At 38.2% G+C, this 26,671-nt stretch carries 28 protein-coding genes and 1 riboswitch; of the genes, 15 read left to right on the top strand and 13 right to left on the bottom strand.

The features are described 5' to 3' along the window. Positions 1-60: 60 nt before the first annotated feature. Both BLP77_RS14445 and BLP77_RS14440 read right to left on the bottom strand, forming a co-directional pair. On the bottom strand, positions 61-888 hold the full coding sequence (locus BLP77_RS14445) for a putative RNA methyltransferase (protein ID WP_093857825.1): 828 nt from the start codon (positions 886-888) through the stop codon (positions 61-63). A 7-nt stretch (positions 889-895) separates the two neighbouring features. Further along, on the bottom strand, positions 896-2,098 hold the full coding sequence (locus tag BLP77_RS14440; RefSeq protein ID WP_093857824.1) for a CynX/NimT family MFS transporter: 1,203 nt from the start codon (positions 2,096-2,098) through the stop codon (positions 896-898). Between the two features lie 143 nt (positions 2,099-2,241). Between BLP77_RS14440 and BLP77_RS14435 the strand changes: the two genes are divergently transcribed. Both BLP77_RS14435 and BLP77_RS14430 read left to right on the top strand, forming a co-directional pair. After that, positions 2,242-2,880, top strand: a complete 639-nt coding sequence (locus BLP77_RS14435; protein ID WP_093857823.1) for a class I SAM-dependent methyltransferase — start codon at positions 2,242-2,244, stop codon at positions 2,878-2,880. Positions 2,881-2,892: 12 nt separating this feature from the next. Continuing rightward, on the top strand, positions 2,893-3,297 hold the full coding sequence (locus tag BLP77_RS14430) for a secondary thiamine-phosphate synthase enzyme YjbQ (protein WP_093857822.1): 405 nt from the start codon (positions 2,893-2,895) through the stop codon (positions 3,295-3,297). A gap of 149 nt (positions 3,298-3,446) precedes the next feature. Here the strand turns inward: BLP77_RS14430 and BLP77_RS14425 are convergent, their stop codons facing one another. Further along, positions 3,447-4,274: a hypothetical protein gene (locus BLP77_RS14425; protein WP_093857821.1), complete on the bottom strand. Its 828-nt coding sequence runs from the start codon at positions 4,272-4,274 to the stop codon at positions 3,447-3,449. A gap of 72 nt (positions 4,275-4,346) precedes the next feature. Here BLP77_RS14425 and BLP77_RS14420 point away from each other — a divergent pair, with 72 nt between their 5' ends. Continuing rightward, the gene (locus BLP77_RS14420; RefSeq protein ID WP_093857820.1) at positions 4,347-4,586 is read left to right on the top strand and encodes a DUF2164 domain-containing protein; all 240 of its coding nucleotides are present in this window, start codon (positions 4,347-4,349) and stop codon (positions 4,584-4,586) included. Positions 4,587-4,626: 40 nt separating this feature from the next. Here the strand turns inward: BLP77_RS14420 and BLP77_RS14415 are convergent, their stop codons facing one another. From BLP77_RS14415 to BLP77_RS14405, 3 genes are all read right to left on the bottom strand, one after another. Beyond that, positions 4,627-4,953, bottom strand: a complete 327-nt coding sequence (locus BLP77_RS14415; protein ID WP_093857819.1) for a YckD family protein — start codon at positions 4,951-4,953, stop codon at positions 4,627-4,629. 95 nt (positions 4,954-5,048) lie between these two features. Continuing rightward, positions 5,049-5,297 (bottom strand): hypothetical protein, encoded by a 249-nt coding sequence (locus BLP77_RS14410; RefSeq protein WP_093857818.1) that lies wholly within the window; start codon positions 5,295-5,297, stop codon positions 5,049-5,051. Positions 5,298-5,382: 85 nt separating this feature from the next. After that, on the bottom strand, positions 5,383-5,784 hold the full coding sequence (locus BLP77_RS14405) for an HI0074 family nucleotidyltransferase substrate-binding subunit (protein ID WP_093857817.1): 402 nt from the start codon (positions 5,782-5,784) through the stop codon (positions 5,383-5,385). A gap of 130 nt (positions 5,785-5,914) precedes the next feature. On the opposite strand from BLP77_RS14405, the gene BLP77_RS14400 reads away from it, so the two are divergent. The 4 genes from BLP77_RS14400 to BLP77_RS14385 all read left to right on the top strand — a co-directional run bounded on the left by BLP77_RS14400 (position 5,915) and on the right by BLP77_RS14385 (position 9,221). Continuing rightward, positions 5,915-7,051, top strand: a complete 1,137-nt coding sequence (locus BLP77_RS14400) for a winged helix-turn-helix domain-containing protein (protein ID WP_093857816.1) — start codon at positions 5,915-5,917, stop codon at positions 7,049-7,051. Between the two features lie 92 nt (positions 7,052-7,143). After that, positions 7,144-8,391, top strand: coding sequence for an MFS transporter (locus BLP77_RS14395; RefSeq protein WP_093857815.1), 1,248 nt, complete (start codon positions 7,144-7,146; stop codon positions 8,389-8,391). A gap of 140 nt (positions 8,392-8,531) precedes the next feature. Continuing rightward, positions 8,532-8,987, top strand: coding sequence for a DinB family protein (locus BLP77_RS14390; protein WP_093857814.1), 456 nt, complete (start codon positions 8,532-8,534; stop codon positions 8,985-8,987). Between the two features lie 54 nt (positions 8,988-9,041). Continuing rightward, positions 9,042-9,221: a nucleotidyltransferase domain-containing protein gene (locus tag BLP77_RS14385; RefSeq protein WP_176753095.1), complete on the top strand. Its 180-nt coding sequence runs from the start codon at positions 9,042-9,044 to the stop codon at positions 9,219-9,221. Between the two features lie 257 nt (positions 9,222-9,478). Here the strand turns inward: BLP77_RS14385 and BLP77_RS14375 are convergent, their stop codons facing one another. Next, positions 9,479-9,823: a winged helix-turn-helix transcriptional regulator gene (locus BLP77_RS14375; protein WP_093857811.1), complete on the bottom strand. Its 345-nt coding sequence runs from the start codon at positions 9,821-9,823 to the stop codon at positions 9,479-9,481. Positions 9,824-9,951: 128 nt separating this feature from the next. Here BLP77_RS14375 and BLP77_RS14370 point away from each other — a divergent pair, with 128 nt between their 5' ends. Then, the gene (locus BLP77_RS14370) at positions 9,952-11,010 is read left to right on the top strand and encodes an LLM class flavin-dependent oxidoreductase (protein WP_093857810.1); all 1,059 of its coding nucleotides are present in this window, start codon (positions 9,952-9,954) and stop codon (positions 11,008-11,010) included. Between the two features lie 12 nt (positions 11,011-11,022). After that, on the top strand, positions 11,023-11,589 hold the full coding sequence (locus BLP77_RS14365) for an NADPH-dependent FMN reductase (RefSeq protein WP_093857809.1): 567 nt from the start codon (positions 11,023-11,025) through the stop codon (positions 11,587-11,589). Positions 11,590-11,634: 45 nt separating this feature from the next. On the opposite strand, the gene BLP77_RS15915 is transcribed toward BLP77_RS14365, so the two are convergent. Then, the gene (locus tag BLP77_RS15915; RefSeq protein ID WP_176753093.1) at positions 11,635-11,787 is read right to left on the bottom strand and encodes a hypothetical protein; all 153 of its coding nucleotides are present in this window, start codon (positions 11,785-11,787) and stop codon (positions 11,635-11,637) included. Between the two features lie 150 nt (positions 11,788-11,937). Here BLP77_RS15915 and BLP77_RS14360 point away from each other — a divergent pair, with 150 nt between their 5' ends. The 3 genes from BLP77_RS14360 (at position 11,938) to BLP77_RS14350 (ending at position 16,436) form a co-directional block, all read left to right on the top strand. Further along, positions 11,938-13,581, top strand: coding sequence for an acetolactate synthase large subunit (locus tag BLP77_RS14360; protein ID WP_093857808.1), 1,644 nt, complete (start codon positions 11,938-11,940; stop codon positions 13,579-13,581). A 19-nt stretch (positions 13,582-13,600) separates the two neighbouring features. After that, positions 13,601-15,025, top strand: a complete 1,425-nt coding sequence (locus tag BLP77_RS14355) for an NAD-dependent succinate-semialdehyde dehydrogenase (protein ID WP_093857807.1) — start codon at positions 13,601-13,603, stop codon at positions 15,023-15,025. 193 nt (positions 15,026-15,218) lie between these two features. Next, positions 15,219-16,436, top strand: coding sequence for a Bcr/CflA family efflux MFS transporter (locus tag BLP77_RS14350; RefSeq protein WP_093857806.1), 1,218 nt, complete (start codon positions 15,219-15,221; stop codon positions 16,434-16,436). A 167-nt stretch (positions 16,437-16,603) separates the two neighbouring features. On the opposite strand, the gene BLP77_RS14345 is transcribed toward BLP77_RS14350, so the two are convergent. Together BLP77_RS14345 and BLP77_RS14340 are read right to left on the bottom strand one after the other, a co-directional pair. Next, positions 16,604-17,404: a DUF899 domain-containing protein gene (locus BLP77_RS14345; protein WP_093857805.1), complete on the bottom strand. Its 801-nt coding sequence runs from the start codon at positions 17,402-17,404 to the stop codon at positions 16,604-16,606. Positions 17,405-17,701: 297 nt separating this feature from the next. Next, on the bottom strand, positions 17,702-18,268 hold the full coding sequence (locus BLP77_RS14340; protein WP_093857804.1) for a hypothetical protein: 567 nt from the start codon (positions 18,266-18,268) through the stop codon (positions 17,702-17,704). Positions 18,269-18,364: 96 nt separating this feature from the next. Here BLP77_RS14340 and BLP77_RS14335 point away from each other — a divergent pair, with 96 nt between their 5' ends. The 3 genes from BLP77_RS14335 (at position 18,365) to BLP77_RS14325 (ending at position 22,806) form a co-directional block, all read left to right on the top strand. Further along, entirely contained in the window at positions 18,365-19,279 is a 915-nt protein-coding gene (locus BLP77_RS14335) for a phosphatidate cytidylyltransferase (protein ID WP_093857803.1), read from the top strand. Positions 19,280-19,385: 106 nt separating this feature from the next. Beyond that, complete coding sequence (locus tag BLP77_RS16300) at positions 19,386-20,732, top strand: N-acetylmuramoyl-L-alanine amidase (RefSeq protein ID WP_093857802.1); 1,347 nt, start codon at positions 19,386-19,388, stop codon at positions 20,730-20,732. A gap of 183 nt (positions 20,733-20,915) precedes the next feature. Continuing rightward, positions 20,916-21,002: riboswitch (cyclic di-GMP riboswitch) on the top strand. A 73-nt stretch (positions 21,003-21,075) separates the two neighbouring features. Then, a complete protein-coding gene (locus BLP77_RS14325; protein ID WP_093857801.1) occupies positions 21,076-22,806 on the top strand; it encodes an S-layer homology domain-containing protein in 1,731 nt (576 codons plus the stop codon). 203 nt (positions 22,807-23,009) lie between these two features. On the opposite strand, the gene BLP77_RS14320 is transcribed toward BLP77_RS14325, so the two are convergent. From BLP77_RS14320 to BLP77_RS14310, 3 genes are all read right to left on the bottom strand, one after another. After that, entirely contained in the window at positions 23,010-24,059 is a 1,050-nt protein-coding gene (locus tag BLP77_RS14320; RefSeq protein ID WP_245686899.1) for an ABC transporter permease, read from the bottom strand. Then, a complete protein-coding gene (locus tag BLP77_RS14315; RefSeq protein WP_093857800.1) occupies positions 24,049-25,566 on the bottom strand; it encodes a sugar ABC transporter ATP-binding protein in 1,518 nt (505 codons plus the stop codon). The genes BLP77_RS14320 and BLP77_RS14315 overlap by 11 nt, the downstream gene beginning before the upstream one ends. A 94-nt stretch (positions 25,567-25,660) precedes the next feature. Continuing rightward, entirely contained in the window at positions 25,661-26,629 is a 969-nt protein-coding gene (locus BLP77_RS14310) for an ABC transporter substrate-binding protein (protein WP_093857799.1), read from the bottom strand. Between the last annotated feature and the right edge of the window lie 42 nt (positions 26,630-26,671).

Here is a 26,671-nt window from a genome sequence, read left to right as displayed (position 1 = left end):
CCCTTGGTTTATTTTTCCTATATGTTATAAGTCGTTTTAGCTATAAAAAGGTTTCATTACCTATGAAGTTTTCCCAATTAAAATATCCAAGTCGATGGAGACTTCAGAAAGATCTAATGCCACATCACGAGCAACATTCCAAGTGAGTGGCGTCATTTTATGTAGTGACGGAACTAAATCCTTTGAAAGAGAAAAAGTATACGACAAATGGTAAGTCTCAACTTGATTCATATTTTCCTTAAAGCGATCCACCGTCTGTTCGTTCGTATAATCCTCTTGGTCATAAAATGCTTCGCGCAACTCCTTTAAATAGCCTGCTCGCGGTACAACCTTTATAACCATTCCATCATCGGTTAATAAACGTTTGAATTCATCATAGTTTGCTGGTGATAAAATGTTTAAGGCAACATCGAACGTTGAACTTTGAAAGGGGCTTTGCGCCAAATCGCCCACACACCAAAGCATGTCCAGATGGTTTTTAGCTGCTGTCATAACACCCTCTTTAGCAATATCCATCCCCGACTTGGTTACTTCAGCTTCAACTTCATTTACAATATAAGCCAAATGTGTCCCTTCACCGCAGCCTAAATCAATTATGTTAGCTGTTTCATATTTTTCATCGATTAATGTTCTAATTTTTTTATGTAAAGGCTCATACATCCCACTAGCTATAATATGGTGGCGAGCCTCAAATAATTCCTTATCGTATTTGGTGTTTACCGGTTTGGTCATAAAGTTAATATAACCTTTTTTCGCGATATCAAAAGCGTGATTTTGTTCACAAACCACGTTATCATCCGTTACTTTAATCCCCTTTTGACATATGGGACATCTCAATAAGGATTCATGTTGCTTCATATATTGCTTAAACCGGTCAATTTTTTTCATCTTAGAACTACCCTCCGTTTTCTGGAAGCACGTATTCGTTACGACCAGCGCCAATACCAGCTAGAGTCATAATGACACAAACCGCAAAAAGAATGACGATTGAAATATTCCATGATTGAAACACATCAAATATTAATCCAATTGCAAACGGACCAACTGCCGCTAAGAAATAACCAATCGACTGTGCCATCCCGGATAAATTAGCAGCCTGTCGCGAATTCCGTGCCCTTAAGCTTAAGAATGTGAGTGATAATGAAATGCTCGCACCTTGCGCTATACCAATCAATAGAATACTAAGCGATAACATTAATAAATGATTCCCGATTAATAAAAACCCAATTCCAATTAAGTATAAAACACCCATCACCATGATAATGCCCCGTTGATTCGATAAACGATCCGCTAAATAGGGTGCAATCAAAGTTGACGGAAGGCCAACAAGTTGCATAATCGAAACCATCCAACCAGCAGTTGACATATCAATGCCGCGGCTAAATAATATTTCTGGCATCCAGGCAATCATACAGTAAAATAATAATGATTGAAGCCCCATAAACACTGTGACCTGCCATGCTAGTTTCGATTTCCACATTAGACGATCAGTCGGGTCGGGTTCAATAAGTTTCCCTGATTTCACTCGTAGTTGAGGGATCCAAACTAAGATAGCCAATACCGTTAGGATTCCCCAAAACACCAATGAATTTTTCCAACCGAAACCTAAACCACGTGCAAGGGGAACACTAACTCCTGAACCCATACTCGCCATAAAACTCATCGATAAGGTATAAATCCCCGTCACAAGCCCAACCTTCGTTGAGAACTTTTGCTTCACAATTCCCGGAAGTAAAACATTACAGATGGCTATACCTGCTCCAACTAGTAATGTTCCAAAAAATAATAGCCAGATCAAATCAGATGGTCGGATTAAAATCCCAATACCTAATAGGACAAGTCCACCTAAGACTGTCCACTCATTTCCAATTCGCTGTGCAAGTCTCGGAGTAAGCGGGGATAACACCGCAAATGCAATTAGTGGAAGCGTCGTCAGCATACCTGCCAAACCATTAGACATGCCCGTATCAAGCCGAATATCACTAATAATCGGACCTACGGCTGTAATCGATGGTCGTAAGTTAAAAGCAACAAAAATAATACCTACAATAAATAGTAGCTGTTTAATCTTATCATTAGACTCATTAAGTGCGTTCATAAACATACCTCTATTGTTTCTAAATTTTCCCTTACCCACTAAGTGTATGGTAGAATATACTAAAATGAAAGGGGAAAAATGACATGGAAAGATTGCGAACTAAGAGTCTTCTATCATAATAAAAATTAAGGAGGCTTTTAATCTTGAAACAATCAGATATCATTCCATTTTACGGCGGAAAATATCCCGAACTATTTGAAATTGAAAGGCGATGCATGGACCGGGAAGGAAAAGTAATAGATTTTCTGAATTCATCTTTACCAAACGGAAAAATTTTAGATATCGGGGCGGGTAACGGATTTACCGCTGAAAAAGTAATGCATTCTAGCAGGCAAATAATAGCGATGGAGCCCGATGACAACATGATTGATCAACATAAAGATTTAGTATGGGCGAAAGGAACCGCGCAACACATTCCGTTTCACTCAAATACTTTTGAGGCAGCCTATGCGACATGGGCGTTTTTCTTTAACGGTATTCCTGACCTTGATCAAGGTTTAAAAGAAGCCAAACGCGTCGTGAAAAGTGGTGGTGACATTATTATCGTTGATAACTACGGTCATGATGAGTTTTTGAGCTACTCAAAACAGAATTTATCAAGTGACTCTAAAATGTGGACTGAACGCGGATTTACAGCTCATTTCATTGAGACAGCCTTTATTTTCGATTCCGTAGAAGAAGCGAGAACACTACTCTCCTTTTATTTTGGGGAAGCTGGCCAAACCGTTGAAAAAACAACATTTGAATATAAAGTTGTCGCTTATACAAAACAAGTGGAGTAAAGGAAGGGTTACATGTTAAAGCAATTGACACTCCAAACAAATCAACACGATCAAATGGTTGATGTGACACATGAGGTACAACAATATATTTCGGACAATAACATGAAGGACGGTGCCGTCAGTGTCTACTGCCCCCATACAACAGCTGGCATTACCATTAATGAAGACGCAGATCCTGACGTTAAAACCGATATGATCCGACGATTTAATGAGGTCTATCCATGGGAGCATCAACTAGACCGACATATGGAAGGGAACACAGCTGCACATATGAAAGCGAGCACAGTCGGGGCCTCACAACATATCATTGTTGAAGATGGAAGACTATTGCTAGGAACATGGCAGGGGATTTATTTCTGCGAATTTGACGGGCCAAGACGTCGGAAATTTTATGTGAAAATATTAAGTCATAACTAATATTTATTGGGGTATTGGCCCGATTTATTAGTTTTTTTCTTAATTTTACTTGGGTTTTGTAAAAAAATATTTGGGTAACAACGAGTTTTATTGGTGTTTTGAACCTTCACTTATTCGGAGAGTGAGGGTTCTATTGTTTTATCCGAATCTTACTCAAATTTTATCCCACGATATGGATGTAGTTCATTAGCCAGTTCTAACCCCTGATCACGTGTATTGGCTGGAGCTGAAATCACCCAACCATCACTGGAAGTCCAACTGCCATTATCAGACCTTGCGACACTAATTGCTTCGAAATCGTCCTCCATATAAACATCGCCAAAGTTAAAAATCACATCCGTTGACCTATAGTGTAAATATCCACGGTTACCCATATGATCAGGTAATACCCTTAACGTCGTCGCCGCTTCATCACCAGTTATACGAATCCCATCACCAACTATTTCAAAATTCCCATCGAAGTAACCCCCTCCACTCAAACTTCTACGCCAGTCACCTTTGACACGAATGGTTACAGGTTCTTCATAGTCTTGGTTACCTTCGCCTAATTGAAAATGGATACCTTGATGGGTTTGATCAATATCACGAGGGATGGTGTACCATATCGAATAGCTTAAAAAGCTGATTAATATAATAGCCGATGTAATCACTACACTCATCATAAAGGCCCGATCATTCCGCCAGTTAACCGTCTTTTTCTTTTTAATAAAAAAGTCCTCGATAGCCTTTTTCATAGCAAAATTAATGATGAAGGCTGAAATCGTTAATACCAAAAACTTCTCCCATAATCCTTCAAATGTATACCCATCAAAATTAACTAATATAAGGAAAACGAGCGTTAAGGCAGCTGTTAAAACTAATATCAACCAATCAAAATCTTTAACACGCCCGATTAATTTTACTAAATTGGCTAAAAGCATTAAAATAAAGGCAATGAAAAACCAATCTAATATGTCAATTAGACTTAGAGAAATCAACTTGAACGTCCCTTTCTGTTATTTTGTTCCATTGTAACATGAACTGAAGATTTCTCTTAGGGAGTGTCCAAAATGTTAATGAAAGTAACTCGGGAACAGAAAAGGCAAATGATTGATCAAATTAAAACTTATTTTTATCAAGAGAGATCAGAAGAAATTGGGGATTTGGCAGCCGAAAACTTTCTTGATTTTATGTCAAAGGAAATTGCTCCACATTTTTATAATCACGGTCTCAACGATGCGAAAGATGTGTTAGAGCAAAAAATGATGAACTTAGATGAGGATATTAAAGCACTTGAAAGATCTACTTAAAAAATAATGGCCAACACTATATGTGCCGGCCAATAATATGTTAGGAATCGTCCCGTTTATGTTTCTTATGTTTTTTGTCCCATTTCGGGATAAAACCATTAGCCTCAAGTTTGGTATAACGTTCTTCTAAGTGAGATATCATTTTCTCGCCTTTTTCTTCAGAGAAGACACCATATTCAACATACTTATTTATGATTGCCTTACGTTGATCAAATGCTTCCTGTTGTAAGCTAGACATCTCATTAACTTGTTCTTCAGATAATTTAACATCCTTATTAACAGATTCAGCTCCTACATTTAATGCGGCAATACCCAAAACACTTACAGTTAACATGACCGACATAATACTTAGCCAAAATTTACGCATCTTACCAACTCCTTATATATTTTCATTTATAAGGTGTACAAAAATGCTTTTTTTATCCAAAAAAATACAGAAGCGGCGTATACCGCTTCTGGCGTTTAATGAACACTTGGACGTTGGTCTTTTTGATTTTGTTGCTGACTTTGCTGAGCTATTTGACTAAGTGTGTCTTGCTGACCCTGTTGTTGATTTTGTTGACCTTGCGTCCCTTGTTGACCCATCATGTTCGTTATTAAGGGAAGAAAACTTTGAAGTTGTCCACCACGACCGGTCATCATACTATATGCAACAGCTCCTATACCAATAGAAGCTATTACAGGAAGCCATTGAATGTTCATTCTTTGCATCACTCACACCCCTCTTTCTAACGTATAATCTCTATTAGTTTGCTAATAAGTAAGTGTGAGTATGTTTAGTAATTGCTTCCACAATCTATACAAATTCACTTAACGTTGTATAAAATGCCTTTAATTCAGGTAAATACGTATGATCAATATCATTGACTAATTCATTGGCTAGTTCATCATTATGTATATAGAAGGGCAAGTTTTTACGATTTTGTGCTTTAAACCAAACCCGTTGATCATTTAGCATATTTAATTTGTCCATTTCTTTAATCGCTTGACGAGGGGTTTCCACTGTAATCCCCTTAGCATTCAAATAGGCATAAACCACTTTATTCGCATGTTCCATTGTCATTTCATAAAAATGGATATACCCAGCCTTCTCAAGCTCGTTTTCAAACATGTATTCCTTATAGGACTCTAACAGCTTAAAAACTTTCTCAAAATTCTCGAAAAACTGTTTCCAACGAATTTCATCACTACTGCTCATGCTAATGCTCCTTTTTTTATGAAAGCTTTTCACTTTTTAGAGTATACCTTTTGAACCTCATATTCAATGTTATAATAACTTGATATAATTGGTAATGACTATCTCATTGTTATGGAGGTAACCCAAAAAAATGCCTATCTCATTACACATCCATAATTATTCAGTGACTTATGCTGGAGAAACGGTTCATTTATTACGAAAAGAATTCGCACTTTTAGACTTTTTGTATCAGAATGCCAATCACGCATTTACACGAGAAGAGCTATTAGAAGCCGTTTGGCCACTAGAGTCACCAAGTGATCGAACGGTTGATGATCATATTTATCGTTTACGAAAAAAGCTAAATGATTGGAAGCATATTTTAACAATCGATACGGTAAAAGGTTATGGTTATCAATTAAAATTACATCAACCACAGAATACTGAATCACCCCTAAAACATGATGAAGAGTTTAAACAGTTAACAAGGCATTTATTTAGCAAATATCATCTATTTGGACATGGTGAGGCTCTTACGACACTTCTTCACCAAGAAACACTTGGAATCGAGGCCGACCAAGACATGAAAATCCTCTTCTTATTTTTAAAGGGAGATATGTGGGAATTAATCCGAGCTAATGATATTCCTTTTTCTGAAAAAGGACTTCTATTATTTCATGTTTACATTTTTTTAACCAAGCACCCGAAAAAAGCTGTGGCGTTATTTGAGACAGCATTAGAAAAGAACGTGTTTTCCGAACAATCATTATATGAGGCAAGCATACTATCGCCTACCTATTTCTATATTTTAAGTAAGGATTTTGATAAGGCTAAGAAGCAGCTAGACATTGCAAACCGTGAAGTGGATTCCATAGATCATGGATTTTATCCTTTTTTGCAATTGATGCACATGATATATGACATGACTCTAAACGAAACTAAAAGGATCAATGAGTTTATAACGAAGATGGAAGAATTTTTCGCAAAAAAGCCATATCAACGTGAATTAGGGTTCTTTTACATATTAAAAGGTATATTCGAGCTTCAACAAAATCAGAAAATAATCGGTAGAGAAAAAATCAATAAAGGGCTTAAGGTTATTCGTGAAACTCGATTTAAATCACACTTGTTCTTAGCTCTTAGAACTTGTTTATATTTCTTTGAGATGGGTGTCGATGACCCTCCAACCCAAAAGTTAATCAAATCGGAATGGGATGCACTTAACCAGGAATATGACTCCCCTTTATTAGAAAATGAAATTGAAAAAATTCTAGTTGAAAATTTATAATCTCTCGTTTGGGGGATTATTTTTTTATGTCTGATATTCCTCTGACATACAGCTTTTAAAATTAAATCAAACATTTAAAGTGAGGGATATTTATGACAGCAACATCTATTTGGAAAAATAATACGTTTATGCGCTTGTTTTATTCATATTCGATTTCTATGTTTGGTCGTTGGTTTGATATGGTGGCGATCATGATCCTATTCAGTTATATATGGGAGGCGAATCCCATTATCATCGCTTTAATTCCTGTAGCTTATGCTTTACCCCATGCTTTTCTCAGTCAATTCGCCGGCATTTTAGCGGACCGATTCAATAAAGTCAAACTCATGCTGACCGCTGATATTGCAACAGTGATATTAACGCTAACATTATTAACCGCACCAAATCCATGGATAGCGATTTCGATCATATTACTACGGGCTATCTTTACAGTCATTCATTTCCCAGCACAACAAAGTTTAATTAAACATGTAGTCAAAAAAGAGCTCATCATGAAAGCCGTATCACTCAATGGCTCAGTAGATCAATTAACAAAAATTATTGGACCATTTATTGGAGGAGCCTTGGCATCAGCCTTCACACCACATTTAAGCCTACTCATAAATGCTGTAGCTTACTTTATATCGGCCCTGATTCTTTTAAGTGTTTTAAAACAAGGTCAAAAAGAAACTACAACCGATACTCATAAAAAAGAAAAAGTTCCATTTTGGCAGTCATGGAAAGAAGGTTGGATAGTGGTTTTGCAAAGTAAAATCATTATTGTCAGTATCCTATTTTCGCTTATTAGTTTCACCGGCGTGCAAATGGTTGATGCTCAAATAGCCGTATTGTTACGTGAGATTGCCCCAACTCGTCCGGAGCTTGTCGGCTGGATTATGGCATCATCAGGTGCCGGAGCTTTAGTCATTATTTGGTTTTTAAATCGAATGGATCAATTATCATCTTATGGGTTGATTTTAGGTGGGAGTGTGTTTTTAATCGGTGCAGGATTCGGGGGAGTTGGATTCCTATATGTCGGTGTTCCAAGTATTATCCCTGTTATACTAGGTTTTATAGCAGGTTTAGGTGTTGGGCTTTTTTCAATTGGTATAAATTATATCTTACAAAAAGAAACCTCTGAAGCAAATATCGGGCGCGTATCAGGTATATTTAGCTCGATTACTAGCCTTATGATTTTATTCGCCCCACTTATAGGTGGAATGCTTGTTAATTGGTTTGATACATCAACTGTTTACCAAATGATTGGTATTGTCTTAACATCGATTGGATTAATCGGGATCGTATTAAGAAAAGTTTTATGGGGTGGAAAAATAACCTCCAATAAACAACAGACGGCTTAAAGTTTTAGGGAACTTGAGAAAACGAGTTCCCTTTTTGTTTTCAAAACTTGCTTATGATCTATTCATATAATTCAACAAAACAAGAAGGAAACCTTTACTTTATGACGAATATATAGTTAGAAAGAGGAGGTCGTTTTATCATGCTAAAACGTCATGAGGTTTTGTTTAATCAACTTAAAACTTACCGTGAGGAATTGTTAGCGGTTGTAAACGATGTTAGTGAAGAAGCAGCAGAGATCATCCCCAAAGGCTTTCATAACAACATCCGTTGGAATTTAGGACATGTTTATTTAGACCAATACCTATGGATTAAAGTGTTAACCAAAGAAGATCTTTATCCAGAATCCATGGAAAAATGGTTCGGCTTTGGAACGAGTCCATCTAATTTTGATGATGAAGCACCGACGTTCGAGGAACTCAAGACATTACTAAAACAACAGCCAGATGCGATCAAAGATTCTTTTGGAGAACGGCTAGAAGAAGAATATCCACCTGCTGAAATGGGGATGTCGACCATTGAACAAGTGCTTATTCGTACCATCTTTCATGAAGGCATGCATACGCAGGCTATTATGGATATAAAGAAATTCATTTAAACTGTATCAATCCAAGTGTATGGTATAATTTATAAAAAATTGAGGATGAGTATGATGACTTTTAATTCAAGTGATCGTGAGCAAATCCTGAGACATCTTAACAATATAATTCGAGATACCCTTCAGGATTCATCCATCGACGTCTATTTATTCGGATCATGGGCACGCCATGAAGGAAAAAAGACATCGGATATTGATATTGCTTTATCTGCTGATACATCCATACCTACTTAAAAGTGGGTTGAATTGAGTGAACGAATTGAAGAGTCGCACATCCCTTATCATGTTGATATCGTTAACTTAAATCAGATAAATCAAGCGTTTAGGAACAACGTTAAAAAGGAGGGGATTAAGTGGAAAGGTTAAACGAGCGACTGATATCTAATGAAGTACTTCTTGAAAGCTCTACTGTTATCCCTCTCTTTAATATAAAGGCCTTTTGCCATATATAAAGCCTGCATCTGTTAAATAACGATACAGGCCAAAAATTATTAACTACTTTTCTTATTATCTTTCTCCATTTTATGAAGCGTATGCTTCTTACCCCATTCATGCATAGCTTCTAAAATCGGTTCTAATCCTTTACCATACTCCGTAATCGAATATTCCACTTTAGGTGGAACTTGAGGGTAGACGATACGAGAAATGATATCTTCATCCTCTAATTCCCGTAGTTGCTTTGTTAACATTTTTTGCGTTATTCCAGGCATACTATGTTTGAGTTCACTAAAACGTAATGTTCCTTTTTGTAATAAATGTAATAAAATAATCGGCTTCCATTTACCAACTAAAATACCTAAAGCATCTTCTACAAGACATTCATCAGGATTTTTCACGGTAGTTCTCACTCCCTAAGTATCATTTTGTATACTATACCACTTTTAAGTGCGTACTTACTATTAAAGTTTATATATTCTATAATAGCATTATAAATGATAATGTAATTAAAGTGAGGTTGAAATATATGGATAAATATCGCATTGACCCAAGCAAGGGATTAGAGTTCGGACTATATACGTTAGGTGACCATCTCCCAAACCCTGAAACGGGAGATAGAATATCCGCCGAACAGCGCATTCACGAAATCATCGAATTAGCACAACTCGCTGAACAAGCTGGCATTGATTTCTTTAGTGTCGGTGAGAGTCACCAAGATTTTTTTGCAACTCAAGCGCACACTGTTGTTTTATCAGCCATCGCGCAGGCTACGGAAAACATTAAAATATCAAGCTCCTCAACCATCATTAGTACACTAGATCCCGTACGCGCCTACGAGGATTTTGCTACAATTGATTTAATATCTAAAGGCCGTACGGAAATTGTCGCTGGCCGAGCATCACGTGTTGGGAACTTTGATTTATTAGGCTACAATTTGCGTAATTATGAGGATTTATTTGAGGAAAAATTCGATTTGCTACTTCAAATCAATGAAAATGAAATCGTTAATTGGGACGGTCAATATCGAGCGCCGTTAAGAAATGCGAGAGTGTTGCCTCGCCCTAAAGAAGGCTCCTTACCGATTTGGCGTGCTGTTGGTGGAACACCAGCTAGTGCAAGAAAAGCAGGCTATGCCGGAGTTCCAATGTATCTAGCTCACCTAGGTGGTCCCACCGCGATTTTCAAGCGCTCGATTGATGCTTATCGTGATGCACTAGAATATAGCGGCTATAACCCAGCAGAATTTCCAGTCTCAACAGCTGGCTTTTTCTATGTTGCTGAAACAACTCAACAAGCGCAGAGGGAAACTTACCCTCACATTAATGAAGGAATGAAAAGAACGAACGGTCAAGGTTTTCCGAAGCAACATTTTGCCCAAGGTGCAGACCCACGAGATGTCATGAATATTGGTAGCCCACAGGAAGTCATTGAAAAAATTCTTTATCAGCATGAACTGTTCGGCCACCAACGTTATATTGGGCAAATGGACTTTGGAGGTGTAACATTTGACCAATTAAAACGAAACATCGACTTTATTGGTACAGAAATTCTACCAGCTATTAGAAAATATACAGCCCAAAAATAGGAGGTTCTAAAGATGAAGATTGTTGCTCTCTCCGGTTCACGAGTCGGTTCAAAAACAAGAACAGCGATAGATTATACGATAAAAGCATTGAACGACAAATATCCTGATCATGAGGTGACGCTCATCGACTTAGCCGATTATGACATACAGTTTAGTGACGGACGCAACTATATGGAATATGAAGGTGACACGAAATATGTTACCCAAACAGTCATGGAAGCAGATGCACTGATCATCGGTACACCGATTTTTCAGGCATCTATTCCCGCTACGTTGAAAAATATTTTTGACTTACTTCCAGTCAATGCTTTTCGTAATAAAGTTGTCGGCATGCTCGGAACAGCAGGGTCGCCTAAACATTATTTAATTTTAGAAAATCAACTTAAACCGATTTTAGGCTATATGAAGGCGCAAATCGTTCAATCATATGTCTTTATTGAAGAAGAGGATTTCCAGCGAAAAGAAATCATTAATGATGATGTCCTCTTTCGAATCGATCGTTTAGTTGAAGATACCGTCATCTTAGCAGATACCTATCAGCGAATTCGAGAAGAAAAAGACGCTCAATATGATTTTTAACCAAAAAGGAGACTTCCTCCATATGGAAGCCTCCTATTTTTATGTTTAAGCTGCCTTACCATTGTTATCATCATCTGAAACTGGATAAGCATGCAATTCCCAGTAATAAATTTGCGGCAATCTATAATAAACCCAATATTCTTTTAATAATGTAGCACCAACAAACGCCACCATCTGCCAATCGATTCCTTTCAACAAAAGCTTCCCTCCAATCCCCTTTTTATACAAATATGAAAGCTTGAGCTTGTCTTATTCCAATCCATTATGGCCATTCTTTAATGAATGAATATACAAGTGATGATTCATACTAAACGATAGTGACTGTAGTTAACCTAATAATGGAAGGGAATGAATAATTTGCGTGCAGCTAACCTAATTGTCAAGATGCTTGAGCATGAAGGGGTTGAATATATATTTGGTGTCCCCGGGGAAGAAAACATTGACCTTATGGATGCTTTGTTAGATTCAAAAATCGAGTTTATTGTCACACGACATGAAACCGGTGCAGCCTTTATGGCCGGTACTTATGGACGACTAACGGGTAAGCCAGGGGTTTGCTTAGCTACATTAGGACCCGGTGCCACCAATCTACTAACAGGAGTCGCTAATGCCAATATGGATCAGTCTCCAATCGTAGCCCTTACTGGACAAGCTGGATTAGAACGTCAACATAAAGAATCACACCAATACTACGATTTAATAGCGTTATATCGACCCGTTACAAAATGGAATGCAGCTTTAAAAACGGACAAAATCATTTCAGAGGTCGTCAGGAAGGCTTTTCAGGTTGCAGCCGATGAAAAACCTGGTGCCACACATATCGATATTCCTGAGGATATTGCGGGTCTAGAAGCCAAGGATCAGGATCCATTATACCAAGTCGAACATGCTTTCACAGATGCCGAAGATTCAGTAATTGAAAAAGCTAAGGATGAAATTACGAAAGCTGACCATCCACTCATTTTAGCTGGTAATGGCGTGACCCGTGAAGAAGCAACACCACAACTAAGAAGCTTAATAGACAAATACGCCATTCCCGTAACACATACCTTTATGGGCAAAGGAGCGATCCCTTGGACAAGTGAATTAAGTTTACTGACAACAGGAATCGGTGGTAAAGACTACATCACATGCGGTTTTGAACAAGCTGATTTAATCATCACGATAGGATTTGACATGGCCGAATATTCGCCAAAAGATTGGAATCCTACTGGTGATAAAAAGATTCTCCACATTGATACAACCGATCCTGAAACCGATTCCCACTATCCCGTTACATTAAGTGTTGTGGGCGATATCGGTAGTAATTTAGAAAAAATTACAAAAGCCTTACCGGAGAAAAGAGAAATCAGTCCCTGGGTACCAAAACTTCGAGAAAATATATTAAACGAGGTTAAAGAATATGAGGACGACCAGGGCTTCCCAATAAAACCTCAACGAATCATTTCAGATATCCGTTCAGTCATGGGTGAACAGGATATTGTTATTTCAGATGTTGGTGCACATAAGATGTGGTTAGCCAGAATGTATCACTGTTATGAGCCCAATACGATGTTAATCTCAAATGGCCTTGCCTCCATGGGTGTTGCCCTACCTGCAGCCATAGGAGCAAAATTAGTTAAACCTGATCGAAAAGTCGTTGCGGTTTGTGGTGATGGTAGTTTCCAAATGACAGGGGCAGAACTTGAGACAGCTGTTCGCCTAAAGCTGCCAATGGTCGTTTTACTATGGCGGGATGACGGGTATGGACTAATAGAATGGCATCAAATGAAAGCTTTTGATCGTGCATCACATATTAGTTTTGACAACCCAGATTTTGTTAAGCTAGCCGAGTCCTATGGGGCTAAGGGATATCGAATCGAGAAAACTGAAGAGCTAAAACCTGTCCTACAAGAGGCACTCGACATCGACGGACCGGCTCTGATTGATTGTCCAGTCGATTACGGCGAAAACCTTAAATTAACGGAAAAATTAGGAGACATTATTTGTTAAAACACAAGGAGGGATTTTGTTGGATAAACTTTGCTATATCGCAGGTGAATGGGTTGGCCAGGACCTAGAAAAAGTCTCGGTTAATAACCCTGCAAACGGAGAGGTTGTTGGGACCGTTCCGAACGCGAGCACTGACGAAGCGACACGAGCTATTGATGCCGCTCATGAAGCTTTCCAGGAATGGTCACAAACAACAGCCTATGAACGCTCCAATTATTTAGAAAAACTTTTTAATTTAATGCATGAAAACGAAGATGAGCTTGCTGAAATCATGGCCCTTGAAATGGGTAAACCGATGAACGACTCCATTGGCGAAGTGAAATATGCCGCTTCTTTTATTAAATGGTTTGCTGAAGAAGGAAAACGCGTATACGGAAGAACCATTCCTTCCGATCGCGAAGGTAAAAAAATGCGCGTCCGTAAACAACCAGTTGGGGTCGTTGGGGCCATTACGCCATGGAACTTCCCAGCTGCGATGATTACGCGTAAGCTTGCACCTGCCTTAGCAGCTGGCTGTACCTTTGTTGTAAAACCACCAAATGAAACACCCCTAACGGCGATTAAATTAATGGAACTATGTGAAGAAGCTGGCATCCCAAAAGGTGTTGTTAATTTAGTCACCGGTGATGCCGAAAAAATCGGAGACGAAATACTAACGAACAACAAAGTAAGAAAGTTTACGTTTACAGGCTCAACAGAGGTCGGTATCCAGCTTCTTAAAAAAGGTGCTGATCAGGTCATGAAAATGTCAATGGAACTAGGTGGACATGCACCGGCCATTATTTTAGATGATGCAGATATCGAAACGGCGGCCAGAGGTGTTTTAGCATCAAAATTTAGAAATAGCGGCCAAACCTGTATCGCAAGCAATCGCATTTATGTCCAGGATGAAATTTATGATGATTTTATTAAAAGATTTAAGGAGCTAGTAGATGAGTTAAAAACCGGCGATCCATTATCAAAAGATACGGATATCGGGCCTTTAATCCATGAAGGTGCCTACGATAAAGTGAAAAACCATGTCGATGACGCTCTGGAAAAAGGAGCCGAACTCGTTATAGGTGGAGAAGGTGATGTTAAAAATGGAGGCTTTTATTTTCCACCAACCATATTAAAAGATGTCACACCAGATATGCTCATTATGAACGAAGAAACCTTTGGCCCAATTGCACCGATTCAGAAAATCACAAATGACGAAGAAGCGATTCAATATGCGAACCATACGCCATATGGTCTAGCTGCTTATATCTTTACGGAAAACTACAGACGTGCCGATTATATTATTGAACAGTTAGATTTCGGTATTATCGGTTGGAATGATGGCGTCCCTTCCGCCGCACAGGCACCATTCGGTGGTATGAAACGCAGTGGTATCGGAAGAGAAGGTAGTAAAGAAGGCATAGAAGAGTTTTTAGAAACGAAGTATGTATCAGTTGGATATTAGAATGGAAAGAGGTGAACTGTCTGGTTCATCTCTTTTATATTTTCTTGAAATGCCCTCTATATTCCCCCAAATCGGAGAAATCTCCCCTCCTGATTGACATAAAAATATAAACCAATAGACTGAAAACAGTTTCATCTGTTAGACTAACTATATTTGTTAAATATATAGAGGGTATAGAAAGGTGTAAAAGCTCATGCTACATAATCCAACAGGAAAAGAACGTCTAGGTTTGGCTTTCCTCCTTGGAACACTTGGTATATTAGGTCCACTTAATATCGATATGTACTTACCAAGTTTTCCTGAAATTTCGAATGACTTAGGGGCTCGTGCGTCGCTTGTTCAGTTAAGCTTAACCACATGTTTAATTGGGCTTGCCGTTGGTCAGGTTGTGATTGGCCCCATTAGTGATGCCCGAGGAAGAAGAAAGCCACTAATTATTTCAATTTCTTTATTTGTGCTGTCATCGCTTTTATGTGCTTTAGCACCTAATATCACTACCTTAGTCATCGCACGATTTTTACAAGGTTTTACTGCTTCCGCAGGGATTGTGCTTTCACGTGCAGTTGTGCGTGATGTGTTTAGCGGACGAGAATTGACTAAGTTTTTCTCACTATTAATGGTCATCAATGCAACTGCACCCATGATAGCACCCATGGCTGGTGGAGCAATTTTACTATTACCATTTGCAACATGGCATACGATTTTTTACTTTCTAGCCATTGTAGGTGTTCTAATTGTCATCAATATAGCGTTTCGGTTGCATGAAACACTACCAGTTGAGAAACAAATCCCAAGCTCAATCAGCTCCTCAGTTGGGACGATGGGGAGTTTATTAAGAGACCGTTCTTATATTGGCTATGCCTTAACGGTTGGCTTAATCCATGGCGGGAGCTTCGCTTATGTCGCTGGCACACCTTTCGTATACCAAGGCATCTATGGCGTATCGCCTCAAGTATTCAGTGTATTATTCGGAATTAACGGAATCGCCATTATTACGGGTAGTTTTCTAATAGGTCGTTTAGGTGGATTCATTCACGAAAGAAAATTACTAAGGATTGCTGTTATCACCGCAGTAAGCGCAACTTCTTTCCTTCTCGTTATGACGATTATTGAAGGGCCATTAGCGACACTCGTCATCCCAATCTTTATTTATATGACAACCATGGGGATGATCCTAACGAGTACCTTTACATTAGCAATGGAAAACCAAGGTCATCGTGCTGGAAGTGCTAGTGCACTATTAGGAACACTCCCATTACTACTTGGATCCATTGTATCTCCTTTAGTTGGGATTAATGAAACGACAGCTATACCAATGGGTTTCACTTTATTCTTTACGTCATCTTTAGGGGCAATTGCGTTTTTTAAATTGACTAAAGGGAAAACAAACAAAGAGGGGATCTCAAATTAGAGAACCCCATTAATACTATTTAAATTTACTCCATTTGTTAAATCTGTGACCGAATGGCAACCATTATCCATTTTAATAGCAGGATTATTCGGGGAATTTAGCCCTGTTCATTATATTTTCTTAGGTTCTTCTTTAGTTTATTTATTCTGCATTGATTACAAGTCGTCCTATCTTGAATTGCAACAGGAGTCCGAGTCCTCTGAGTGATCATATTCGTCATGGCGACGAAGCCATGTATTGCCGTTGCCATCGCTACGTCCGGGTGGCTGTTCCCAGTCCTCCTGCCTGCCGAGTGCTGTTAAATCGAGGTAGTTGAAGGTGCCAAGTAGTAGATCAGTTCCACGAGCGTAAGTCGTATACGTGTGAAAAATTCTTTCATTATCTCGAAGAAAAGTGCTCACGCCGGGCACTTCCATTGACTGTACGGAATCGACGGGTACGCCAGCCTGAACTAGCTCGTCCTTGGTCTGGTAATTATATTCGATGGGGGCGATTGATTCGTTCAACGTAGCATGGAAGTCATAATTAAAGTCACTTTCGTAGGACGAGTACCAAGGAATGTTCCAACCCATGCGTTCCTTGTAGCGCTGAAGCTTGGGAAACGGAGCACGGGAGACTAGAGCCAGTGACGTATTGCGTGCATGCAGGTGGGCGAGGTGGCCGATGTTGTCCGCAGCCAGTGAGCAAGCCGGACAACCTGCGTTCCAATCAGGATCGAACATGAAGTGATGTACGATAAGTTGAGGGCGCCCTTCAAACAGATCAAGCAGACTGGTCTTACCGTTCGGACCCTCGAAGACATAACCCTTATCAATCTCTACCATTGGGAGTCGACGGCGCTCGGCATTCAACGCATCACGAGCCCTAGTGAATTCCTTCTCTTTGGCCAGCAGTTCCTTACGAGTCGTAAGCCATTCGTCTCGTGACACAATGTTTGGAAATTGGATATTATTTTGCGCTTTTTTCATGTCGTCTTCTCCTCCTTTCTTTTGTTTTCTTAAAACTTATTACACACAATTGCTACGGACTTCTTCTCGATTGCTAAACACATTTCCTTTATTTTTTAGTCATCGCTTTTTATTCAATTAACTAGCCGTTTGTTGTATGAAAAAAATACTTCTTGTATTGTAAATAAACAGTAAAAACACCTTTCCAATAACACACTAAAGCTTTTTATAAACTTCAACGTAAGTTACTTTTAACTGTTTCCTTAATTCTTTTTTCTCTAACCTTTTAATTCAGTAGTTGAAAGTCTCTTAAACAATTTATTCATCATAATTTTTAAGCTGCTTTTTAATCGGTTCAAAGTCAAACAGTTTACCTTCATAAATTAACTCCAAACGTTCATTTTTCCTGAAATCCTCTGGTGTGACCATGGCAGGTAGTTTATCCCAGAGGTTAATACCCGACCGCTTCAATATTTCTGCCACAAACTGAGAACAAAAATAAGAATTACTAAACTCAATCGGTTCTTTGATTGAAACGCCTATCACCCCTAAAATATTATATAAAAATTTATTATTATTCCTAATAAAGACATCGAGAATGCGCTTCATTTTCTCAACCTGGCGTTCCGTAACCTCCAGCTTGTAAATGACACAGGTCGTCTCTTTATAACGACTGTAGGTTCCAGTTAAAATGTCCTCTTTCACGAATCCCCCATTTATAGGATTCTTTGGATTTTTTCGACCAAAACTATACATTTCCCTAAGCTCCGGATCAAACGAAAGAGATGCATGATTATAAGGCGCTCTCGTATATGTTTTAATTAAACTCGTAAAAATTGTACCTGTATCCGACAGCATAATATATACAGATTGATGATCTGTCATTCGTATCCCCTCTTCTATCAATCTATCTCTTCTTTTCATTATAACCTATTTACTGTAAAATGAATGCAGTTTTATATATAGATTGGGGTGAGACTTATGACTCAAACGATATGGACCTTATCGATTATTTTCTTAACATTATTAGGCGCATCGATCATGTTTTACGTTGCTAAGAAAACACAGCCAAACAAGGACTTCACAGCTATCCAGATGCGTGTCAAAACCTGGTGGGGTATGTTTGTCATCTTTTGTTTCGCGACGTTATTTAACCCAATCGTCTCGTTAATATCCATTATGGTCCTATGTTTTTTCGCATTAAGAGAATATTTTTCGATGATGAAATCAAGGAAATCTGATCGGCGTATCTTTCTATGGTCATACCTCATGATTCCGCTTCAGTTTTACTGGATTTACATCGGGTGGTACGGGATGTTTATTGTTTTTATTCCGGTTTATGTTTTTCTATTTTTACCGTTACCACGCATTATTGGAAAAGGAACCTTGGGATTTTTACGCTCGGTCAGTTTTACGCAATGGGGACTCATGTTGATGGTATTTGGTCTCAGTCACTTGGCCTACTATCAAACGGCTTCACCGGAATTTGGACCCAATTTAGTGTTGTTTTTAATTATCCTAACGCAGGTCAGTGATGTCGTTCAATACCTTATTTCCCTTTATATCGGAAAAAGAAAGGTAATTCCAACAGCTAACCCTTATATAACTTGGGAAGGCTTTATGGGCGCATTAGTGTTAACCACTTGTATTTCTTATTATTTATTCCCTTATTTGACGCCATTTGGTTTAACATTTGGCATTTTATCAGGTGTGATTATTAGTGTTGCGGGATACTTTGGAAGTGTCACGATTTCGGTCCTCAAACGCGATTTACTGATTGGGGATAGCGAGAAACAGGAAACACTCAAGTATCGCTATTTAAGTCGAATCGATAGTCTAACATATACGTCACCTATCTTTTTTCATATCATTCGGTATTTCTTTGATTTTATGTAACTACTACGTGAGCCTGTTTTATAATTTTCTTCCTTTTCGTCCACTAAAAATGAAGCTCGCTTCATACTATATTATTGTATGACTTCTCTATAGGAGGGAGTATAGTATGAAACTATATTTAGATCCAGGGCATGGTGGGTCAGATAGTGGTGCGACAGGGAATGGACTACTAGAAAAAGATATTAATTTAGATATAGCTCTTAGAATTCGTTCCCTATTAATCAATAACTATGAAAATGTTGACGTACAAATGAGTCGTTCTAGTGATCTCACAAAAAGTTTATCTCAGCGTACCAATGAGGCCAATGCTTGGGGTGCAGATTACTATTTATCTATCCATTGTAATGCTTTTAATGGTAGTGCAAGAGGTTATGAAGACTATATTCATAGCAGTTTATCCGACAGCTCTACCACAGCAATATACCAGGATATCATTCATGAAGAGGTCACGAAGGTTAATCAATTACGAAATCGTGGACAGAAAAAAGCCAACTTCCATGTACTGCGTGAATCTTATATGCCAGCATTGTTAACTGAAAATGGGTTTATTGATAACCCTCAAGATGCAGCACTCATGTCGGATGCCGCTTGGCGACAAGATGTTGCTCAAGGACATGTCAATGGATTAGCAAGAGCTTTTAACCTTCAGCGTAAAGAAGACGGTACTGGAACACTTTATAAAGTGATCGCCGGTTCCTTTCAAACGAGGGACAATGCAGAAGAACGTGTTGCTTATTTGCAATCACACGGTATTGAATCTTTTATTATAACCATCACAATATCAGGGCAGCTATGGTATCGCGTTCAAGCTGGTGCTTTCTCTAACCGAGATAATGCTGAAAATCGCTTACAAGAAGTTCAAGCCGCAGGAATTACTGATGCGTTTATCGTCACGGAAACGACCGCAAATCATGCACCGGAAAATGATGCAGGCTATTCCATTATGGGACAGACTTACCTGTCACCGGAGTTAATGAATCTATTTGTTAAAGATGTAAACAATGATGCCATTGAGTTAGGAATCCATTACCTGACGATTGGAGAAGCATATGGAATTAGAGGAGATATCGCCTTTGCACAAGCGATGCACGAAACGGACTATTTACGATTTACGGGGGTCGTACAGCCTGAGCAAAACAACTATTGTGGCTTAGGCGCAACAGGTCCTGATAATCCTGGAGCAAGCTTTGAAACACCAGAAGAAGGCGTATTAGCCCATATTCAACACTTATATGCCTACGCCTCAACCGAACCATTACCCGATGAATATCCGCTTGTTGACCCTCGCTTTGATTTGGTCACACGAGGATCAGCGCCAGCATGGACGGACTTAAATGGTAAGTGGGCCGTACCAGGGGACAATTATGGGCAATCGATCCTCGATTTATATGTTCGAATGATAGATTTCTCTACCCAACAATTGAACAACGTTAAACAAAATATCAGTTGGTAAATCATTATTGATATATCTTCTATCTTTAACGGGAACTATGGTGGTTCCCGTTTTTCCATATAATTCTAAATGAGCAATAGTATTCGGAAAAATATTCATATATAGGAGAAAATACCCTTGTAACTGTTTGGGTAAGTTGCTATGGTTTATATAAATTCTATTAATTCCTATTAAAATTTAATCATTAGATAAGGGCAAACTTATCGAAAGGTAAGGACGCAAAGCTTAAGGGACTAAAGATCTATTGATCAAAGTTAGCCAGCTACCTAAACATTTTTTGGGTAAATCTGTCTAACTAATATTGTTAGACTTTTTTTATTATATAGAAAAGGAGAGTTTCCGAATGAAGAAAACAAGACTTTTTTTAGGAACTGTACTTATGTTATTCATCATATCTCTTCTGGCTATTCCTGCACTAGCTGCGGAAGATGGAGAAGAATCTAATCAAGAAAGAGAAGGTATTCAATTTGACTTCAATGATTTAGAAGATGCACCATGGGCAGAAGAATATATCGGCAAAATGCAATCTAAAGATGTTATCTATGGCTATGATGATGGAACATTTCGTCCCAATGCACCTGTAAAGCGAATAGAAGCAATTGTAATGGCTGTACGTCTCCTGGGTTTAGAGGATGAAGCATTGTCTAAGCCTAGTGATACGGCACTCCACTTTAAAGATGAAAAGCAAATTCCATCTTGGGGAAGAGGACATGTCGTTGTAGCTTTAGAAAATGGATTATTCAATGCCACTGAAGATAAAATTCAGGCAGATAAGCCAGCATCTCGAGTATGGATTGTTCAATTATTAGTAAGAGCTCTTGGACTAGAAGACGAAGCCTTAGAGCAAATGACAAGTATCCCTGACTTCAAAGATGTTAATACCATCCCTGCAGGATCGATTGGTTATGTCAATGTTGCGCTTGAGCAAGATATTACTGCAGGATACCCAGACAATACGTTCAAACCGAACAAAAAAGTAACACGCGGTGAAATGGCAGCATTTTTAGACAGTACTAATGAAGATTTATTAGAACAGTCTGGTGCAGTTACTGTACAAGGAACCGTCACAGACATCTCTTTCGAACAAGAAATAGACGAAACTGAATCAACAGACGTGGAGGGCTCCATCACTATTGAAACATCTGACGGTGATAAGGCTACATACCATCTCCCATCTGACTTAATCGTACAATATTATGATCGCTTTATCTCAGCTAATCAATTGATTGAAGGAGATATGGTGACACTAGTAATTAAAAATGATGAGGTAGTAGAAGCTAGTCTTTTAAATGAAGATCAAGTTAATACAACATCAAATTTAATAGAACTTGAAATCAAAGTAGAAGACGAGGAACAAGAATATAAATTAAAGTATCAAAACAAAAAAGGGAAAGTTCGGGCTGAAGTAAAGAGTGAGTCAAAGGATCAAGAGACGAAACTAAAAGGAAAAGAAGCCGTAGCTGAAGCTGAAGAAATCATCCAGCAATTAGCGTTATCATCAGATATGACTAGAGAAGATATTGTAACGAAAGTATTAAATACGTTACAAATTGAAGAAGGTCAGTATGAAGAACTTGAAATCAAAATTAAATTTACAAATGGTAAAAAAGTAGATATTGAACTTGAAGATGAAGGCAAAGAAGAATCACAAGATAATGGATATAATGGCATTCGTGAATTCGAATTAGGCGTTAAGCTATTAGATGATCAAAAACTAGAACTCAAGTATGAAAATGAAGAAGACAAGGTAAAAGCGGAGGTTAAGCGAGAAAGTAAGGAAGGTAAAGAACAATATAAAGGTGAACAAGCTGTTGAAACACTTGAAAGCTTCCTGGATGAAATAGCTTTATCAGAGGATATGACAAAAGATGAAATCTTAGAAACCATTTTATCTGAACTTGATATTAATCGTGAAGATATTAATGAGTTAGAAATTGAGATTGATTTTACAAATGAAAAAGAAGTCGAAATCGAGATTGAAAATGATGACGACGATGATGAAGATGATGAAGACGACGATCATGATGACGATGACGACAACGATGACGATGAAGAAGATGATGATGAAGATTAAAATGGAACTCTACTATAAGTTTCATTAAATAGTGTATTAGGACTCTCTCCATATAATAGGGGGAGAGTCCTTTTTTTGGAGCTTTTGGCTCCTGTATTGTAATTACATTAAATCTTGGATGAAATATTAAACCATTCAGATTTCTTAGAGGATTCATATTTTACTGTCAGCATAAATGTAAATTTCTTGAATGAATTAAGCTTTTAAGAGGATTTGTCCTTCCTCTGTAAAAGAACGGCAGCAATTACGATTAAACCTTTAAACGCATCTCCAAGTAAAGGTGGTACTCCAAATAAATTAAGCAAATTATTTAATACAGCAATGATTAACATACCGTATACCGTACCAAGGATAAAACCTCGTCCACCCATCATACTCGTTCCACCGACAACAGCTGCTGCAATAGCATCCATTTCCATCCCCCGGCCTGCTCCAGCATAATCCATTGATCCAATGCGAGAGACCTGGATAATCGCGGCAATCGAAACGAGAAGCCCCATTAATGCGTAAACGCGTAATTTAACCTTATTAACGTTTACCCCTGAAAGGTTCGCAGCTCTTTCATTTGAGCCGACAGCAATGATATGCCTTCCAAAAGTTGTTCGCTTCGATACATAATACAGGATGGCAGCTATAATCAACCAATATATGATTGGCATAATCATTAGATTACCTATTTTAAAACTCGCAATTTGTAGAAATTCTACTGGTACTCTAGGATTATAACCTTGCATGAGGTGTTGTGTTACACTTCTAAAAACCATCATAGCCCCCAGTGTAGCAATAAAAGGTGGAACCATACCTTTTGTCACGGAAACACCGATTAGTGAACCGAGTAAATATCCAAATATAAGTACAAAAATAATGGTTAGAATTATTGCCGGATACCCTGTTACGCCAATAATGCCTAAAATTCCTCTTTGCCCAACGTCCAGTAGTGCCATCGCAAAAGCGCCTGTTGCTACCAATGTCGCGCCAACAGCTAGGTCAATTCCTCCTGTCATAATAACAAAGGTCATTCCTAATGCAACAATCCCAATACCTGCATTATTCCTAAGAATATTAATCCAATTATTAGACCATGATTGAAACCAACTACCGAATGAATTATAGTCGAACCCTAAAACTAATGTCTGTATGATGATCATAATAACTAATCCAATAAATATGCTGAATAAGGGGTCGTTTGACCACTTATATTTAAACCATTCTAAATAACTAGTTCTGCTGTTTACTACCATTTCATTTCCCATAATTGGCTTCCCACTCCTTATTCGTTAGTTCTCCGCCTGTTGCTAGTCTCATAATATTATGATCGGTCATTTCATTTCCCTTTAGCTCTCCTTGTATGACACCTTGGTACATTACTAATGTCCGGTCACATACACGAATGATCTCACTTGCTTCACTTGAAAGGACAACTATTGCGATATTTTCATCTGCAAGGTCTAAAATAATATCGTAAATATCTTCCTTCGACCCAACATCCACACCTTGTGTTGGATTATCTAAAATGAGTATTTTCGGATCTGTTGCAATCCACTTGGAAAGAACAACTTTCTGTTGGTTCCCCCCTGAAAGGCTTGTAATGTTATCTGTACGTTTTCCCATTTTGATTTTTAATTTTTCGCTTAAGTGTTTAAACTTGTCTTTATGAATATAGGTGTTTATAACACCTCTTTTTGAAAATTTTGGCCAAGTTGCAATTGAACTATTTTCGAAAATATCCATATCCCTTATAATGGCATTTTCTTTACGGTTTCTAGGTAAATAGGCAATTCCCTTATTGATTGCTTGCAAAGTACTTTTTATTTTTATGTCTTTACCATTTAAGTATATTTTTCCTGATGAAATATCATTGGCTCCAAAAATAGACTGGAAAAGTTCGCTTCTTCCATCCCCTAGTAAACCCGTAAACCCTACAACTTCACCTACTCTAATTGAAAAATCAATATTCTTAAAAGCATGTTTATATGTAAGGCCCTCAACTCGTAAAATTTCTTCACCTAAATCTCTTTTCCTAGATAATGGTTCAGTTCTAACGTCATAACCTACCATAAAACGAGCAAGATCATCTGTTGTAACATCCTTGACGAGTCCCTCAGATACTAAGTTCCCATCCCGAAGGACAGCATAACGATCACAAATTTGCATGACTTCATTTAGCTTATGTGAGATAAAAATCAACCCCACGTTATGATTTTTTAACGTAACCATCATCTCGAAAACTCGTTCAATTTCTTGGTCAGTTAAAGAGGTAGTCGGTTCGTCCATAATAATAATAGAAGCATTCGTAATCATCGCACGACAGATTTCAATTATTTGCTTATAGGACGAATCCAGGTCACCAACCATTTTCTTTGAATCTAGTTTGATATTCATTTTTTGAAAGATTTCTTCTGTGTCTCGTATCATTTTTTCAAGGTCTAAGGACCCTGTTTTCGTTCTAGGTTCTCTTCCTAAAAACATATTCTCATAGATGGGTAAATCATTAATGAGATTCAATTCTTGGTGAATAAATGCTATCCCTGCTTCTTGTGAATCCACGGGTTTATTGAATTTTTCTAATTCTCCATTAACAGAAATGGTACCTTCATCAGGTTGGTGAACCCCACCAAGTATGTTCATTAAGGTCGACTTTCCTGCTCCATTTTCACCTAACAGCGCGTAGACTTCCCCACCATTTATTGTTAGTGATACATCTTTAAGGACATCATTACTTCCGAATGATTTTTTAATATGGTTCATTTCAACAAACATACGATCACTTCCAGGTTAGTTTTTAAAAAGAGAGGGCTATAGCATGGCCATAACCCGTCTCTATTTTGTATTTATATCGCAAAATTGCCCAAATCTAGTAAGGTGAATTTTCATCAAGGAACTGTTCATAGTTTTCTCTATCTACTACAGTTGTTGGAATAATGGTATCTTCTTCAACCTCCTCACCATCTAATACATCAACTGCAACATCTACTGCATCTTTAACCATAGCAGGGCTATAAAGTGCAGATTGAATCCAGATATCCTCATTTTCTGGCATCATATTAAAATACTCTTGCATTCCGCCACCACCAGTTACAACCTTAACATCTGATCTCCCGGCTTCTCTAATTGCTTGTAAAACACCGATAGACGTCTCGTCATCCATTGAATATACGGCATCAATCTGATCATTAGCTGTTAAGATATCTGCAAAATCACTTAAACCAGCTTCTCTCGTAAATTCCGTTGCATATGTCATAAGATTCATATCTGGTGCAATCTCTTCGATTGTTTCAACAAAGCCTTTCTTTCTTAATTCAGATACTGACCCAGCTGAAGGTACCTCTAGAACCACTACGTTTCCTTCAGTCCCAATCTTATCAACAATGTAGTTGGCACCTTGAACACCCATATCTTCATTATCACCTGCAACTCTATATACACCTTCTGCATCAATAACTATGTCAAAGTTTACAACTTCAATTCCTTCATCGAGTGCTCTCTGTATTGGAACTTCCATCCCTTCCCACTGAGGGAATGCTACAATTGCTTCTGCTCCCCATGTCATTAAATCATCTAACTGAGATGTCATTTCTGAAGCGTTACTACTTGTTTTGATTTGATAATCCACATTATCAGACAATTCTTTCACTCGCTCTTCCGCATGATATGCGACTGCTGCTACCCAACCATGAGTAACTTCTGGTGCAAGAATTCCGATTTTGTGTTTACCACCATTATCACTGCCTCCACCTGTTTCACCGTTAGTATTCCCTTCACTGCCGCATGCACTAAGAATCAATCCCATCACCAATACAAGTAACAATACACCTTTTCTCATATAAATCCTCCTAATTATCCCAAATAGCTCCCGGTATTACCG

The sequence above is a fragment of the Tenuibacillus multivorans genome, assembly GCF_900103915.1.
Lineage (GTDB): Bacteria > Bacillota > Bacilli > Bacillales > Alkalibacillaceae > Tenuibacillus > Tenuibacillus multivorans.
This window is presented reverse-complemented; position numbering and strand designations above follow the sequence as displayed.

Excerpts from the sequence above, each read along its gene's own strand:
- BLP77_RS14445 (WP_093857825.1), bottom strand. The coding sequence starts at position 888 with ATGAAAAAAATTGACCGGTTTAAGCAATATATGAAGCAACATGAATCC.
- BLP77_RS14440 (WP_093857824.1), bottom strand. The coding sequence starts at position 2,098 with ATGAACGCACTTAATGAGTCTAATGATAAGATTAAACAGCTACTATTT.
- BLP77_RS14430 (WP_093857822.1), top strand. The coding sequence starts at position 2,893 with ATGTTAAAGCAATTGACACTCCAAACAAATCAACACGATCAAATGGTT.
- BLP77_RS14420 (WP_093857820.1), top strand. The coding sequence starts at position 4,347 with ATGTTAATGAAAGTAACTCGGGAACAGAAAAGGCAAATGATTGATCAA.
- BLP77_RS14415 (WP_093857819.1), bottom strand. The coding sequence starts at position 4,953 with ATGCGTAAATTTTGGCTAAGTATTATGTCGGTCATGTTAACTGTAAGT.
- BLP77_RS14410 (WP_093857818.1), bottom strand. The coding sequence starts at position 5,297 with ATGCAAAGAATGAACATTCAATGGCTTCCTGTAATAGCTTCTATTGGT.
- BLP77_RS14405 (WP_093857817.1), bottom strand. The coding sequence starts at position 5,784 with ATGAGCAGTAGTGATGAAATTCGTTGGAAACAGTTTTTCGAGAATTTT.
- BLP77_RS14400 (WP_093857816.1), top strand. The coding sequence starts at position 5,915 with ATGCCTATCTCATTACACATCCATAATTATTCAGTGACTTATGCTGGA.
- BLP77_RS14395 (WP_093857815.1), top strand. The coding sequence starts at position 7,144 with ATGACAGCAACATCTATTTGGAAAAATAATACGTTTATGCGCTTGTTT.
- BLP77_RS14390 (WP_093857814.1), top strand. The coding sequence starts at position 8,532 with ATGCTAAAACGTCATGAGGTTTTGTTTAATCAACTTAAAACTTACCGT.
- BLP77_RS14385 (WP_176753095.1), top strand. The coding sequence starts at position 9,042 with ATGACTTTTAATTCAAGTGATCGTGAGCAAATCCTGAGACATCTTAAC.
- BLP77_RS14370 (WP_093857810.1), top strand. The coding sequence starts at position 9,952 with ATGGATAAATATCGCATTGACCCAAGCAAGGGATTAGAGTTCGGACTA.
- BLP77_RS14365 (WP_093857809.1), top strand. The coding sequence starts at position 11,023 with ATGAAGATTGTTGCTCTCTCCGGTTCACGAGTCGGTTCAAAAACAAGA.
- BLP77_RS14360 (WP_093857808.1), top strand. The coding sequence starts at position 11,938 with ATGAATAATTTGCGTGCAGCTAACCTAATTGTCAAGATGCTTGAGCAT.
- BLP77_RS14350 (WP_093857806.1), top strand. The coding sequence starts at position 15,219 with ATGCTACATAATCCAACAGGAAAAGAACGTCTAGGTTTGGCTTTCCTC.
- BLP77_RS14345 (WP_093857805.1), bottom strand. The coding sequence starts at position 17,404 with ATGAAAAAAGCGCAAAATAATATCCAATTTCCAAACATTGTGTCACGA.
- BLP77_RS14340 (WP_093857804.1), bottom strand. The coding sequence starts at position 18,268 with ATGACAGATCATCAATCTGTATATATTATGCTGTCGGATACAGGTACA.
- BLP77_RS14335 (WP_093857803.1), top strand. The coding sequence starts at position 18,365 with ATGACTCAAACGATATGGACCTTATCGATTATTTTCTTAACATTATTA.
- BLP77_RS16300 (WP_093857802.1), top strand. The coding sequence starts at position 19,386 with ATGAAACTATATTTAGATCCAGGGCATGGTGGGTCAGATAGTGGTGCG.
- BLP77_RS14325 (WP_093857801.1), top strand. The coding sequence starts at position 21,076 with ATGAAGAAAACAAGACTTTTTTTAGGAACTGTACTTATGTTATTCATC.
- BLP77_RS14320 (WP_245686899.1), bottom strand. The coding sequence starts at position 24,059 with ATGGGAAATGAAATGGTAGTAAACAGCAGAACTAGTTATTTAGAATGG.
- BLP77_RS14315 (WP_093857800.1), bottom strand. The coding sequence starts at position 25,566 with ATGTTTGTTGAAATGAACCATATTAAAAAATCATTCGGAAGTAATGAT.
- BLP77_RS14310 (WP_093857799.1), bottom strand. The coding sequence starts at position 26,629 with ATGAGAAAAGGTGTATTGTTACTTGTATTGGTGATGGGATTGATTCTT.